General features: G+C 70.7%; 9 protein-coding genes, 2 rRNA genes and 2 pseudogenes. 8 read left to right on the forward strand and 5 right to left on the reverse strand.

All coding sequences use genetic code 11. The features are described 5' to 3' along the window. A 23S ribosomal RNA gene (locus ACIQAK_RS05640) occupies nucleotides 1–144 on the forward strand; the annotation flags it as partial. A gap of 78 nt (nucleotides 145–222) precedes the next feature. Further along, nucleotides 223–339 (forward strand): 5S ribosomal RNA (rrf, locus tag ACIQAK_RS05645). A gap of 158 nt (nucleotides 340–497) precedes the next feature. Here the strand turns inward: rrf and ACIQAK_RS05650 are convergent. From ACIQAK_RS05650 to ACIQAK_RS05670, 5 genes and pseudogenes are all read right to left on the reverse strand, one after another. Next, nucleotides 498–1811: a DUF58 domain-containing protein gene (locus tag ACIQAK_RS05650; RefSeq protein ID WP_366387027.1), complete on the reverse strand. Its 1314-nt coding sequence runs from the start codon at nucleotides 1809–1811 to the stop codon at nucleotides 498–500. Nucleotides 1812–1821: 10 nt separating this feature from the next. After that, nucleotides 1822–2841 (reverse strand): MoxR family ATPase, encoded by a 1020-nt coding sequence (locus ACIQAK_RS05655; protein WP_366387028.1) that lies wholly within the window; start codon nucleotides 2839–2841, stop codon nucleotides 1822–1824. Beyond that, nucleotides 2838–4094, reverse strand: a pseudogene (locus ACIQAK_RS05660) (DUF4350 domain-containing protein). The gene ACIQAK_RS05655 and the pseudogene ACIQAK_RS05660 overlap by 4 nt, the downstream one beginning before the upstream one ends. After that, nucleotides 4091–4788, reverse strand: a pseudogene (locus ACIQAK_RS05665) (DUF4129 domain-containing protein). The pseudogenes ACIQAK_RS05660 and ACIQAK_RS05665 overlap by 4 nt, the downstream one beginning before the upstream one ends. A 4-nt stretch (nucleotides 4789–4792) precedes the next feature. Next, nucleotides 4793–6004, reverse strand: a complete 1212-nt coding sequence (locus ACIQAK_RS05670) for a hypothetical protein (protein ID WP_366387029.1) — start codon at nucleotides 6002–6004, stop codon at nucleotides 4793–4795. 140 nt (nucleotides 6005–6144) lie between these two features. Here ACIQAK_RS05670 and mtnA point away from each other — a divergent pair, with 140 nt between their 5' ends. The 6 genes from mtnA (at nucleotide 6145) to hpf (ending at nucleotide 13757) form a co-directional block, all read left to right on the forward strand. Then, nucleotides 6145–7287, forward strand: coding sequence for an S-methyl-5-thioribose-1-phosphate isomerase (gene mtnA, locus ACIQAK_RS05675; RefSeq protein ID WP_366387030.1), 1143 nt, complete (start codon nucleotides 6145–6147; stop codon nucleotides 7285–7287). Nucleotides 7288–7291: 4 nt separating this feature from the next. Then, nucleotides 7292–7981 carry a two-component system response regulator MtrA gene (gene mtrA / locus ACIQAK_RS05680; protein WP_007448372.1) on the forward strand — a complete coding sequence of 230 codons (690 nt, stop codon included), beginning with the start codon at nucleotides 7292–7294 and terminating at the stop codon, nucleotides 7979–7981. Between the two features lies 1 nt (nucleotide 7982). Further along, a complete protein-coding gene (mtrB, locus tag ACIQAK_RS05685; RefSeq protein WP_366387031.1) occupies nucleotides 7983–10007 on the forward strand; it encodes an MtrAB system histidine kinase MtrB in 2025 nt (674 codons plus the stop codon). A 34-nt stretch (nucleotides 10008–10041) separates the two neighbouring features. After that, on the forward strand, nucleotides 10042–11871 hold the full coding sequence (locus tag ACIQAK_RS05690) for an LpqB family beta-propeller domain-containing protein (RefSeq protein ID WP_366387789.1): 1830 nt from the start codon (nucleotides 10042–10044) through the stop codon (nucleotides 11869–11871). Between the two features lie 140 nt (nucleotides 11872–12011). Then, nucleotides 12012–12740, forward strand: a complete 729-nt coding sequence (locus ACIQAK_RS05695; protein ID WP_366387032.1) for a ComF family protein — start codon at nucleotides 12012–12014, stop codon at nucleotides 12738–12740. Nucleotides 12741–13067: 327 nt separating this feature from the next. Beyond that, nucleotides 13068–13757 (forward strand): ribosome hibernation-promoting factor, HPF/YfiA family, encoded by a 690-nt coding sequence (hpf, locus tag ACIQAK_RS05700; protein ID WP_366387033.1) that lies wholly within the window; start codon nucleotides 13068–13070, stop codon nucleotides 13755–13757. Nucleotides 13758–13783 lie beyond the last annotated feature (26 nt).

Here is a 13783-nt window from a genome sequence, read left to right on the forward strand (position 1 = left end):
AAGCGGGAAGCCTGCTTCGAGATGAGTATTCCCACCCTCTTGAGGGGTTAAGGCTCCCAGTAGACGACTGGGTTGATAGGCCAGATGTGGAAGCCTGGTAACGGGTGGAGCTGACTGGTACTAATAGGCCGAGGGCTTGTCCTCAGTTGCTCGCGTCCACTGTGTTAGTTCTGAAATAACGAACGGCCGTGTTGTTGCCCGGTGTTCAAATTTTCATAGTGTTTCGGTGGTCATTGCGTTAGGGAAACGCCCGGTTACATTCCGAACCCGGAAGCTAAGCCTTTCAGCGCCGATGGTACTGCAGGGGGGACCCTGTGGGAGAGTAGGACGCCGCCGAACAATTTTTCCGGGAAAGCCCCGCACCGTATGGTGCGGGGCTTTTCTGCGTTCTGAACGTGGAGAGGACGTCGGGCGCCGGGCGAGTGGCGACGCATGGGCGTAGATCACCCCGTTACCGCCAGACCGTTGCCCGCTCATCATTCATTCCTTTCATTCCTTCAGAGGCGGCCCGCAGCCTTGAGCGCCAGGTAGGCGTCGGCGAGGGCGGGCGCAAGATTGTCCGGGGTGGCGTCCACGACGACGCCGCCGTGGCGCTGGAGCTTCTCTGCCGTGCTGCGTCGTTCAGCCTGGGCCTGAGTGCCGGCGGCAGCGTCGTACACCGGGTCCACCGTTCCCCGGCTCTGTGCCATCTCCTCGACCCGCGGGTCGGAGACGGCTGCCAGCAGCACTGTATGACGCTGGGTGAGCTGCGGCAGCAACGGAAGAAGCCCCTCCTCGATGGAGGCGGCCTCCAGAGTTGTCAGCAGAACGATCAGTGAACCGAGTGTGGCGTCTGCGAGGGCTGCCGCGCTGAGTCCCCTGGCGTCCGTCTCGACGAGCTCGGGCTCCAATGAGGCGAGGGTGTTGACGACCGTCGCCAGGACGTCACCCGGTGCGGTTCGGCCTCGTACCCGCGCCCGTACGCGGCGGTCGTAGGCGAGGAGGTCCACCCGGTCACCGGCGCGAGTAGCTAGCGCGGTGAGGAGGAGCGTGGCGTCCATGGCCGCATCGAGGCGTGGGACGTCGCTGACCCGGCCTGCGGAGGTGCGACCGGTGTCCAGGACGATGAGGATGTGCCGGTCACGCTCGGGACGCCAGGTCCGGACCGCGACAGCCGACTGGCGGGCCGTGGCCCGCCAGTCGATGGAGCGGGTGTCGTCTCCCGGTACGTAGGCGCGCAGGCTGTCGAACTCCGTTCCCTCACCCCGGGTCAGAACGCTGGTTCGTCCGTCGAGTTCCCGGAGCCGGGCAAGCCTGGACGGGACGTGCTTCCGGCTGGTGAACGGGGGCAGCACCCGCACCGTCCATGGGACGCGGTGCTGGCCCTGGCGTGCGGCGAGACCGAGCGGGCCGTACGAGCGGACCGTGATGCGCTCAGCGTGCCGGTCGCCGCGGCGGGTCGGCCGCAGAACAGTGGCGAGGCGTCGCTGTTCACCGGGAGGGATGGTCACGGTGCTGCGGGACGCGGCCTGTTCGGTGCCGGCGGGCCAGCTGCTCGGCGGCCAGGCGTCGCGGATCTGGGCCCGGAGTCGCCGCCGCGAGCTGCTGGTCACGGTGAGCTGCACTTCCGCCGCGTCACCGAGTCGAACAGATGTATCACCAGATCGAGTGAATCGAAGCGTACGCACTGGCGCTGCCAGGGCGTAGTCGCACAGAATCGCTAGTGAGAGCGGTGCGTTGACCGCGAGCATCCCGGTCCAGCTCGGAGCGAGGATGCCTACGGGGACTGATCCCAGCGCGGCCAGCAATGCGGTACGTCCGGTGAGGGCCATGGTCACCGCCTCATCGGGGTACGGGGACGTGGGCGAGCACCGAGGTGATGACGGAATCGGGGGTGACTCCCTCCATTTCCGCCTCGGGCCGCAGGTGGATGCGATGACGGAGCGTGGGGAGCGCCAGGGCCTTCACATCGTCCGGGGTGACGTAGTCCCGGCCGGTGAGCCAGGCCCAGGCGCGTGCGGTCGAGAGCAGTGCAGTGGCGCCTCGAGGGGAGACGCCGAGGGCGAGCGAGGGGGATTCGCGCGTGGCACGACAGATATCCACGACATAGCCGGCTATCTCGGGGGAGACCGCGGTCTTGGCGACGGCTGAGCGGGCCGCCTCCAGGTCGGCGGGACCTGCGACGGGGCGTATGCCTGCTGCCTTGAGGTCTCGGGGGTTGAAGCCGTCGGCGTGACGGGTGAGGACGTTGATCTCGTCCTGCCGGGAGGGAAGAGGCACCGTCAGCTTGAGCAGAAAGCGGTCCAGTTGGGCTTCCGGGAGCGGGTAGGTGCCCTCGTACTCCACGGGGTTCTGGGTGGCGGCGACGAGAAAGGGGTCCGGCAACGGGCGGGGGGTGCCGTCGACGGTGACCTGACGCTCTTCCATCGCCTCCAGGAGGGAGGCTTGCGTCTTGGGAGGGGTGCGGTTGATCTCGTCGGCGAGCAGCAGATGGGTGAAGACCGGGCCGGGCTGGAAGGAGAACTCGGCGGTGCGGGCGTCATAGACGAGTGAACCCGTCACGTCGCTCGGCATCAGATCGGGGGTGAACTGGACCCGCTTGGTGTCGAGTTTGAGGGAGGCGGCGAGGGCCCGGACGAGCAGGGTCTTGGCGACACCGGGGACACCCTTGAGGAGAACGTGCCCGCGGCAGAGCAGCGCGACGACGAGTCCGGTGACAGCCGGGTCCTGACCGACCACGGCCTTGGCGATCTCGGAGCGGAGGGCTTCCAAGGACGCGCGGGCGCTGTCGGCGGACTCCGGCGCCGCAGGGGTCACGGAGACCGCTGTGGGTTCGGCCGGCTCGGGGGTCGGGGCGCTCATGAAGTGCGTACCTCTCGTTCGAGGGCGTCGAGGTGCTCGGCCAGGAGGACAAGTGCCGCGTCGTTGGTGGGGGCCGGGCCGAAGAGCAGGGAGCTCAGGTCGTCGCCTGTGGTCGTGGTGCGGGCGGACACGGCAGGGAGGAGAACGTCAGGGGTGTGTGCCTCGCGGGCGGTTACGCCGGAGAGGCGGGCGATACGGGTTCGGGCGGCGGCTCGAAGCGAGTCGGCGGCCCGGTCACGGGCGTTGGCCTTGCGGTAGAGGCCTGCGCGGCCTTCCGCGGTTTCCGACGCGCGGATGGATACCGGTAGCCGTTCCATGACCAGGGGGCCGAGCCGGCGGGCCCGCCAGATCGCGGCGAGGGCCGCGGCGACGGTGAGTTAAAGCGTTCCCCAGAGCCAGCCGGAGGGGATCAGGTCGAGGAAGCTGCTTGCGTCCCCTGAGGCTTCCTCACCATTGCGGCCACCGCTGTTCCCGTCGTCGTCACTGCCGTTGGAGACGCCGTCATCGCTGGTGGCGGACGGATCAGCCAGAGAGGGGAGGTACCAGACGAGATGTGGACGCGAACCGAGGAGTTGCAGGGCGAGAGAGGCGTTTCCCTGTTTGTCGAGACGCTCGTTGTGGAGGAAGTCGGGGGAGCCGAGAAGGACGCTGTCGCCGTTCCGGCGGTTCTCGAGGAGCAGCAGGCTGGGGGTTCCGTCGCTGGGGTAGCAGGCGGTGGCGGAGGAGTCCGGTGGCGTGTAGCGGACGCCGCCCATGTCCGCCGTGCCGGCGCTACGGGCTGCGGGGAGTGCACACGACGGTGGGAGGGCGCGCACCGGGCGGTGGGGTGCGGCCCGTACGCCGGGGGCCAGCCTGGATATGGCTGCCCGGCCGGGGGCGATCAGGAGGGTGCGGCCGGCGGAGGCGGCTGTTGCCTCGTGGAGCCGACGCTGCTGCGACGGGGTCAGGAGATTGGGGCCGGTGACCAGGAGCGTGGTGTGGGGGCCCGTCGAGGCGGTGGCTTCGTCGAGGGTCGTTGCGACGGTGACGGATATCCCACGCTTCTTGAGGAGCTCCGCTGCCGCGCGGCTGCCTTTCGGGTCGGTGGAACGAGGGTCGAGGTGCCCGTAGTTGTCGCCGGAGCGGACGGCGGCGAAGGTGACGCCCCCGATGACGAGGATGAGCAGGGCGACCAGCAGTCCTTGCGCGCGCTTCCAGACCTGGTGCGGGGTGGGCGCGGTCGAGGTGGGGGAGGGGGCGGTGGCCGTGCTCATCCGGCGGCTCCCAGGAGGGCTCCGGGCAGCACGGGCTTCGCCTCGTCGAGCTCGGTGTCCAGGGCGCGCAGCGCCAGATATGTGGACTGGCCCGCGGTGCGGCCGCCGTATGTGACATCGTCGAAGTCCCGGGCGGCGGAGCGCAGTCGGGTGGCGTGGCCGGGCAGGGCGCGGCCTGCTTCCGCTGCGGCTTCGTCCGCCGTGCGGCCGGGGCGGGGGTCGAGCAGGGCTCGTTCCTCCAGCGACCGGACGATCGCACGCATGCGCTCCTGGGCGGCTTCGGTCCAGCGGAGAGCGGCGGCGTGTGCCTCGGCCGCGGCGCGGTGCTGGGCGGCGCTGCGGGGGCCGTCGCTCTCGAAGAGGGCGTCCGCGGGCCGGGGGAGGCACGCTGTGGGGTGCCGAGCCGCCACCAGAGGGCGAGGGCGAGGGCAAGGCCGATGACGAGAAGGACCAGGACGACGAGTCCGGCCGGGCCACCGGGGGCGGCGCCCGCCGCGGCGTCGAACACACCGGAGACCCAGTCCCAGAACTGGTTCAGGGCGCGTTGGAGGACGTTCGGATCGTTCTCGTGGTACATCGGCTCGGACAGCTCGCTCTCGGCCGCCTCCCGGGCGGGAACACGTGGAGTGTCCACGGGTACCTCGCCCGCGCCGATGACGTGCCGTGCCGCTGCGCTGGCCCCCGCCCCCGGCACCGCATCAGCTCCGAGGGGCGTCGGTGTCGTAGCCGGGCAGACCGGCGGCCCGTGCCAGGTCCAGGTCGAGCGCCTCGCAGCGGATGCGCTGGTCCACGTAGAGCAGTGCCATCACACCGGCGACGAAGGGGTAGACCAGCGTGGAGACGATCACTTCGCCGATGCCCGAGATGATCAGGAAGGGCCAGCCGAAGGAGGCGGCCCCGCCCTCGAAGAACTCGCTGACGTCGGTGCCGTCGGCGATGACCGCGACGACGCCGAAGGGGATGGAGACGAAGAAGCCGATCAGGATGACGAGCAGGTAGGTCAGGGCGAGGATGCCGAAGGTGCGCCACCAGGCGCCGCGGACCAACTTCGCCGACCTGCGCAGGGCGGCGATGATGCCTTGCCGTTCCAGCATCAGCGCGGGGGCCGCGAGGGCGAAGCTGACCTGGAGCCAGACGATCACGACGCACGCGGCGGTGAAGCCGAGGAGCGCGAGCGCCGCACCGGCTCCGGAGCCCATCAGCAGTCCTGGGCCGACACCGATGGTCATGACCGTTGCGATGATCAGGGAGACCAGCAGAGTCAGCCCCATCAGGGGGAGGACCCGCGGGCGCGCTTCGGCCCAGGCTTCGGAGAGCCTGACCGGGCGGCCCAGCACCGAGCGGCTGATCACCACGGTGACGATGGACGCCGTGAAGAGCGTGGCGATCATCGTGAGGAGCGATGCCGGGGCGAGGGAGAGCAGCGTCGTCCGGGCGGACTCGGACGCCTGACGGAGGGCTTCGGTACCGGTGGCGTTCGGGTTGACGGCGGTCGGCTCGGGCAGGAGGTAGCGCTGCATGAGGATGACGGCGACCTGGGTGACCACGGAGACCGCGAGGCTGAAGCCGAGCGCGGTACGCCAGTGGGCGCGCAGGGCCGAGACGGAGCCGTCGAGGATTTCGCCGAGGCCCAGGGGGCGCAGCGGGATGACGCCGGGCTTCGCCGCCGGGGGCTTTGCACTCCAGCCCGGGCGCTGCGAGCCGCCGCCCCAGCCGGGGGCGGGCGGGGGTGCTCCGGGGCCACCCGTCGGGCTGCTCGGCGGGGACCACTGCCCGGGCGGCGGCTGCTCGGGGGACCACTGTCCCGTCGGCCCGCTTCCGTCCTGGGGCTCGGTGGGGCGGGGAATGCCCGCCTTCTGGCCGTCGGAGGGGGCAGATCCGGGCGGCGCCCAGCCCGGAGAGTCGTTCATTCTCGCTCCTTCACCGTCCTGACCGCTCATCGGGGCGGCAGGTTGGCAGCCATCGTGCCACGGGCCGGTGCCGTGCGGACCAGGAGCCTTCTCTCCTTCGTGCCTTCATTTGTGGGCAGCTCACCGGGCAGACTGGGCGGATGGCTGATCAGGACGCGCAATCGCCGGTGGGCAGCGAGCCTCCCGCGCTTCCCGTACTCCGTTGGGACGAGCTCCCGGAAGGTCCCGTACTGGTGCTCCTCGACCAGACGCGGCTGCCCGCGGAAGAGGTCGAGCTGGTGTGCACGGATGTGCCCGCGCTGGTGCGGGCGATCCGGACACTGGCGGTACGGGGTGCCCCGCTGCTCGGGATCGCCGGGGGGTACGGGGTGGCGCTCGCGGCGGCGCGGGGATACGACGTGGCGGAAGCCGCCGAGCTGCTGGAGCAGACGCGGCCCACCGCGGTGAATCTCGGTTACGGGGTGAGACGGGTGGCCACGGCTTACCGGGCGGCCGCTGAGAAGGGGGCCGGGGCGGTGGAGGCCGCCCGTGTGGCGCTGGCCGCGGCGCAGGCCCTGCACCGGGAGGACGCCCAGGCCAGCGGGCGTATGGCGGAGCACGGGACGGCGTTGCTGGAGGAGCTGATGCCGGGCCGTGGCTACCAGCTGTTGACCCATTGCAACACCGGGGCGCTGGTCTCCGGGGGTGAGGGGACGGCGTTCGCGGTGGCGCTGCGGGTGCACCGGCAGGGGCGGCTGCGCCGGCTGTGGGTGGATGAGACCCGGCCGCTGCTCCAGGGGGCGAGACTGACGGCGTACGAGGCGGCGCGCAGCGGGATGGCGTACAGCGTGCTCACGGACAGCGCGGCGGGGTCCCTGTTCGCCGCGGGTGAGGTGGATGCCGTACTCATCGGGGCGGACCGCATCGCCGCGGACGGCTCGGTGGCCAACAAAGTGGGGAGCTATCCGTTGGCAGTGCTGGCGAAGTACCACCACGTGCCGTTCATCGTGGTGGCACCGACGACGACCGTGGACATGGACACGGCGGAAGGCACATCGATCATCGTTGAGCAGCGTTCAGGGCAGGAAGTGACGGAGCTCACATCGCCGCAGGCCGTATCGGTGGGAGGTGGGAGTGGGATGGTCGTCGCACCCCTCGGGGCCCCGGCGTACAACCCGGCTTTCGACATCACGCCGCCCGAACTGATCACGGCGATCGTCACCGAGGAGGGGGTCGTTTCCCCGGTCACGGGGGTCGGACTGGCAGAGCTGTGTGCCAGGTCATCGCAGGTAACGATTAGCTAATGGGATGATGTCGATTATGAAGGGACGCGTCCTTGTCGTCGACGACGACACCGCACTGGCCGAGATGCTCGGGATTGTGCTGCGTGGAGAAGGTTTCGAGCCGTCGTTCGTAGCGGACGGCGACAAGGCACTGGCCGCATTTCGTGAGGCCAAGCCGGACCTGGTGCTGCTCGACCTCATGCTGCCCGGAAGGGACGGCATCGAGGTGTGCAGGCTGATCAGGGCCGAGTCCGGTGTGCCGATCGTCATGCTCACTGCCAAGAGCGACACCGTCGATGTCGTGGTCGGCCTGGAATCAGGTGCCGACGACTACATCGTCAAGCCGTTCAAACCTAAGGAGTTGGTCGCCCGGATCAGGGCACGCCTGCGGCGGTCCGAAGAGCCCGCGCCGGAGCAGTTGACCATCGGTGACCTGGTCATCGACGTGGCCGGACACTCCGTGAAGCGAGAGGGGCAGTCCATCGCCCTGACGCCGCTGGAGTTCGACCTGCTGGTCGCCCTCGCCCGCAAGCCGTGGCAGGTCTTCACCCGTGAGGTCCTGCTGGAGCAGGTCTGGGGCTACCGTCACGCGGCTGACACCCGGCTGGTGAACGTGCACGTCCAGCGGCTGCGCTCCAAGGTCGAGAAGGACCCGGAGCGGCCGGAGATCGTGGTGACCGTCCGAGGGGTCGGTTACAAGGCGGGACCGAGCTGACATGGCCCGAGGCAGTGCTGCTCCGATCCCCGGGGAGCCGGGAGTCCGTGCGGAGCGGGCTGCCGGTCCGGGACGGAAGGCTTCTCGTATGAGCCGTTTCCTGCAGGGCGGCCGGTTGTTCCAGGACCGGGCGCCCGGCGGGCCCGTACCGCGTCTGCTGATGCGGTGGGTGCGCCGGCCGCTGCTGCCCGCCGTGCGGTTGTGGCGGCGCAATCTGCAGCTCCGCGTCGTCGCGGGCACCCTGCTGATGTCGATGGGTGTGGTGCTGCTGCTCGGTTTCGTCGTGATCGGGCAGGTCCGCAACGGCCTGCTCGACGCCAAGGGCAAGGCCGCCCAGACCCAGGCCGCCGGTGGTTTCGCCGCGGCCCAGGAGAAGGCGAACGCCACCCTGGCACCTGGTGGGCAGGGCACCGAGGGGCCCGACGGCGTGACCGCCAACACCTCCTGGCGCACCGAGCTCGTCGACCAGCTCGCCAGTGGCGGCAAGAACGCCTTCAACGTGGTCGCCCTCAGCGCGGACTCGGTGAACGAGGGCGCGGGCAGCCGCGCTCCGCGTGGTTCGGGCAGCGTCGAGGCCTCCAGCGTGCCCGAGCGCCTGCGCCAGGACGTGGGCAAGGGGCAGGGGGCGTTCCAGACGTACTCCTTGATCCGGTACGCGTACGGCAAGGAGTCGCAGCCGGGGCTCGTCGTCGGCAAGCGGCTCTACGACATCGACCAGCACCCCTACGAGCTCTACTACCTCTTCCCGCTCACGCAGGAGGAGAAGTCCCTGACGCTGGTCAAGACGACCCTGGCGACCGCCGGACTGTTCGTCGTCGTGCTGCTCGGTGCCATCGCCTGGTTCGTGGTGCGCCAGGTCGTCACGCCGGTGCGGATGGCGGCCGGTATCGCCGAGCGGCTCTCCGCCGGGAAGCTCCAGGAACGGATGAAGGTCACCGGTGAGGACGACATCGCCCGGCTCGGTGAGGCCTTCAACAAGATGGCGCAGAACCTCCAGCTGAAGATCCAGCAGCTGGAGGAGCTCTCCCGGATGCAGCGGCGCTTCGTCTCCGACGTCTCGCACGAGCTGAGGACCCCCCTCACGACCGTACGCATGGCCGCCGACGTCATCCATGAGGCGCGTGCCGACTTCGACCCGATCACCGCACGCTCCGCCGAGCTGCTCGGCGACCAGCTCGACCGTTTCGAGTCGCTGCTCTCGGACCTGCTGGAGATCAGTCGGTTCGACGCGGGCGCGGCGGCGCTGGAGGCCGAGCCGATAGACCTGCGGACCGTGGTGCACCGGGTGATCGGCGGCGCCGAGCCGCTCGCCGAGCGCAAGGGCAGCCGCCTCCTGGTCGTCGGTGACGACCAGCCGGTGATCGCCGAGGCCGACGCCCGGCGCGTCGAGCGGGTGCTGCGCAACCTCGTGGTCAACGCCGTCGAGCACGGTGAGGGCCGGGACGTCATCGTGCGGATGGGCGTGGCCCAGGGCGCGGTCGCCGTGGCCGTACGGGACTACGGGGTCGGGCTCAAGCCCGGCGAGGCGACCCGCGTCTTCAACCGGTTCTGGCGTGCCGACCCGGCGCGGGCCCGGACGACCGGCGGGACCGGACTCGGGCTCTCGATCGCCGTCGAGGACGCCCGGCTGCACGGCGGTTGGCTCCAGGCCTGGGGTGAGCCGGGGGGCGGGTCCCAGTTCCGGCTGACCCTGCCGCGTACGGCGGACGAGCCGCTGCGCGGTTCACCGATACCGCTGGAGCCCGAGGACTCGCGGCGCAACCGGGAGAACCGGGAGCGCGAGGAGGCGCCGACGGGGGAGAACCGGCTGGGGACCGTGCCGAGCCAGCACGGGGTGGAGCGCTCACCGCTCCCCGTGCCCGGCCGCGGCGCCACGGTGCCGCATCCGGTCCCCGCCTCGGTGCATCCGGCGGCGCTGCCCGGCAATGGAGCCCGGGTCGTGGCGCGCCCGGCTCCGGAGCGTTCCGGCGGCGCGGGTTCCCCAGCGCACCGTTCCGACCAGGAGGACACCACTCGTGGGTACTGACCGCCGTCGTGGTGGCCCCGGACGCGGCGTGCGGATGACCGCGCTGCTCGGCTGCTCCGTCATCGTGCTCGCCGGCTGCGGGTCGATGCCGGTGACCGGGGACGTCAAGGCGGTCGACGCCTCGCAGCCGGGGGACTCCCAGGTGCAGGTGTACGCGGTGGAGCCCCGTGAGGGCGCGGCGCCCAGTGAGATCGTCGACGGTTTCCTGGAGTCGATGACCAGCGACGACCCCGGGTTCCGGACCACGCGCCAGTATCTGAGCGAGGACGCCGCGAAGGCCTGGCAGCCCAGCCGGGGCACCACGGTGCTGGCCCAGGCCCCCAACCGCAGTGGGCCCCTGCTCCACGACGAGGAGCGGCGGGACTCCGAGACCTCGTACACCCTGACCGGCGAGAAGGTGGCGGCGGTCGACGCCCAGAGCTCCTACCAGCCGCTCGCCCCCACCGACTACTCCCAGCGGCTGCACCTGGTGCAGGAGAAGGGGGCGGACGGGAAGACCGAGTGGCGCATCGACATCGTGCCGGACGGCCTGGTGCTCGGACAGTCGGACTTCAAGCGGCTCTACCGCTCAGTGAACAAGTACTACTTCGCCACCGGCCGGACGAGCGGACAGCCGGCGCTCGTCGCCGACCCCGTCTACGTACGTACCGGCACCGATCCGGTCACACGGATGAGTACGGCGACGCAGACGGTCAGGACGCTGCTGGAGGGGCCGACGAACTGGCTGCGGCCCGTGGTCGACTCCCGGTTCCCCACCGGGACCGCGCTGCGCAAGGGCGTCGTCGCCCTGGCCCCCGACGACCAGAACGTGCTGAAGGTGCCGCTCAACGCCAAGGCCGACAGGGCGGGCCGGGCGGCCTGCCGGATGATGGCCGCCCAGGTGTTCCTCACCCTCCGGGACCTGACCTCCGCGCGGGTCGAGCAGGTGGAGCTGGAGGGCGGGAAGGGCCGGCTCTGTGCGCTGGACGCGGACGAGGCGGCGAAATTCTCCTCCGACATGGGCTCGGACGGGCCTGACAGCCAGTACTTCATCGACGCCAAGGGAAGGGTTCAGCGCCTTCCCGGTGCCATGGAGGGCGACGGCACACCCGAGGTGGTGCACGGCCCCCTCGGCACCGGCACGGTCGTGATGGGCGCTGTCGGGGTGTCCCGGGACGAACAGCGGGCCGCCGCGGTCTCGGCCACCGGACAGAACCTCTACGTCGCTTCCCTGGACGCGAAGGGCGAACTGCCCGCCCCCCTCGTGACCAGCACGGGGGGCAAGGCCGCCGACCGGCTGTCCGCGCCGAGCTGGGACGGGCGAGGTGACCTGTGGGTCGCCGACCGCGATCGGGCGCGCCCGCGCCTGCTCCGGCTGGTCAAGGGCGTGGGCGAGCCGCAGGAGGTCCGCGTCCCCGGTCTGGAGGGCGCGCGGATCGAGGAGCTGCGGCTGTCGGCGGACGGCGTGCGGATCGCTCTGCTGCTGACCGAGGACGGGCGTACGACGCTGATGATCGGCCGGGTCGAGCGGCGCGGGTCCGACGAGGCGCCGGCGATCTCGGTCGAGGACCTGCGCCAGGCCGCGCCGCAGCTCACGGACGTCACGGCCCTCTCCTGGTCGGGCCGCAGCCGTCTTGTGGTGGTGGGCAAGGAGGCGGGCGGTGTCCAGCAGGTGCGGTACGTGCAGGCGGACGGTTCCACACCGTCCTCCGGCGCCTCCGGGGTGCTGCCCGGTGTGAACCAGGTCCAGGCGGTCGCCGCGGCGGACGACGAGCTGCTTCCGCTGATGGCGGAGACCGAGGGCGACGGCATAGTGAAGCTCTCGCCGGGGGACAACTGGCAGACGGTCCTGGAGGAAGGCACGTCGCTGGTCTACCCGGGCTGATCCGCCGCCGGCCCACCGGGGCGGATCAGGATCGTCTCTCCCTGGTCTCCCCCCACCCGGGGCCCTCTGGAGGTTTCTCTCCCTCCGCAGGGTTTTCCACAGGGGTGGTCCGCTCCCCGGTGGCCGGGCACTGTGGAGCCATGCGCGAGTGGTGGCGGGAGTTCTCCGGCCTGGTCCTGCCGGTGGCCTGCGCGGGCTGCGGCAGGCCGCGTACGCAGCTGTGCCCGGCGTGCGAGATGGCTCTGAACGGGACGCCGCCCCGCAGCGTGCGGCCATCGCCCCGGCCCGCGGGGCTCCCCGCGGTGCACGCGGCGGCGCCCTACGAGAACGCCGTACGCGCGGTGCTGCTGGCCCACAAGGAGCGTGGGGCACTCGGACTGGCCGTACCGCTCGGACGGGCTCTGGCGGCCGCTGTGCGGGCCGGGGCGGGGCAGGCGGGAGCCGTGGGACCCCTGCTGCTGGTGCCCGTACCGTCCGCACGCTCCGCGACCGCGGCACGCGGCCATGATCCGGTGCTCCGGATCGCCCGGGCGGCGGCGGACGAGCTGCGGCGCACGGGCCGGGCGGTCCGGGTTCTGCCGGTGCTGCGGCAGCGCCGGGCGGTCGCCGACCAGTCGGGTCTCGGGGCACGACGGCGCCGGGCGAATCTCGCCGGGGCGCTGGAGGTGGCCACGGGGGGAGAGCGGCTGCTCACCCACGGGAGGGTGATCCTGGTGGACGACCTGTTGACGACGGGATCGACGCTGGCCGAGGCGGCGCGGGCCGTCACCGAGGCGCTCGGCAGCGGTGGGAGACCCACCGGCCGCGGAGCCTGCGCGGCGGCGGTCGTCTCCGCTTCTCCGTCCGCCTTCGAAATAAACCGGAACTGACCGAGAACTTGCATCGTTGCAGGTAATGGCTGGGTAAAACCCCCTGAACGGAGGTAGGTACCGGCAGCGGGTGCCGATACCCCGGTGTGCAGGCTATGTTCAGTTGTGAGGAGCGGTGAAGGCCGAACCTCGATGAATGCACCGTGAGGTTCCGGGCAGGTAACTCACCGATAGACCGCAAGCGCTCGAGCCGGTGGGGTAGTGACCTCTCCGACGGGGGAGGAGGCGAAAGTCACCGAGTCCGAGGCCCCCGGGGATCACCGGGGGCTGGTGCAAAAGGGAGATGCCCCGCCGTCGAAGCGGGGTGATCCGGGAACGGAGTTCTGCGTGGACATCGTCGTCAAGGGCCGCAAGACCGAGGTGCCCGAGCGGTTCCGCAAGCACGTGGCCGAGAAGCTGAAGCTGGACAAGATCCAGAAGTTCGACGGCAAGGTGATCAGCCTCGACGTCGAGGTGTCCAAGGAGCCGAATCCCCGTCAGGCCGACCGTTCCGACCGGGTGGAGATCACGCTTCACTCGCGCGGCCCGGTCATCAGGGCGGAAGCGGCGGCGGGCGACCCTTACGCAGCGCTCGACCTGGCCACCGGAAAGCTGGAGGCCCGGCTGCGCAAGCAGCACGACAAGCGCTACAGCCGCCGGGGCAACGGCCGTCTGTCGGCCGCCGAGGTCGGGGACGTGGTGCCGGGTGTCGCCTCGTTCGACGAGGACGGCGAGCTGGTCGGCGAGCAGCCGTCGGAACCCGTAGCGACCACGAAGGTCGGATCGCTCGAGGTGCAGGGTGAAGGGCCTCTCGTGATGCGCGAGAAGACCCACACCGCCGCACCCATGGCGCTCGACCAGGCGCTCTACGAGATGGAACTGGTCGGCCACGACTTCTACTTGTTCGTCGACTCCGAGACGAAGGAGCCCAGTGTCGTCTACCGGCGACACGCCTATGACTACGGTGTCATCCACCTGAGGACCGATCCGCTCGCCGCTGACGAAGCAGGCGGCGCGGGTGGTGCGCTCGGCGGCTGACGCCACACCGTCACGGTGCCCCTGGA

This window comes from Streptomyces sp. NPDC088706, from assembly GCF_044752765.1.
Classification (GTDB): Bacteria; Actinomycetota; Actinomycetes; order Streptomycetales; family Streptomycetaceae; genus Streptomyces.

Excerpts from the sequence above, each read along its gene's own strand:
- ACIQAK_RS05655 (WP_366387028.1), bottom strand. The coding sequence starts at position 2,841 with ATGAGCGCCCCGACCCCCGAGCCGGCCGAACCCACAGCGGTCTCCGTG.
- ACIQAK_RS05650 (WP_366387027.1), bottom strand. The coding sequence starts at position 1,811 with ATGGCCCTCACCGGACGTACCGCATTGCTGGCCGCGCTGGGATCAGTC.
- ACIQAK_RS05695 (WP_366387032.1), top strand. The coding sequence starts at position 12,012 with ATGCGCGAGTGGTGGCGGGAGTTCTCCGGCCTGGTCCTGCCGGTGGCC.
- mtnA (WP_366387030.1), top strand. The coding sequence starts at position 6,145 with ATGGCTGATCAGGACGCGCAATCGCCGGTGGGCAGCGAGCCTCCCGCG.
- mtrA (WP_007448372.1), top strand. The coding sequence starts at position 7,292 with ATGATGTCGATTATGAAGGGACGCGTCCTTGTCGTCGACGACGACACC.
- ACIQAK_RS05670 (WP_366387029.1), bottom strand. The coding sequence starts at position 6,004 with ATGAACGACTCTCCGGGCTGGGCGCCGCCCGGATCTGCCCCCTCCGAC.
- ACIQAK_RS05690 (WP_366387789.1), top strand. The coding sequence starts at position 10,042 with ATGACCGCGCTGCTCGGCTGCTCCGTCATCGTGCTCGCCGGCTGCGGG.
- mtrB (WP_366387031.1), top strand. The coding sequence starts at position 7,983 with ATGGCCCGAGGCAGTGCTGCTCCGATCCCCGGGGAGCCGGGAGTCCGT.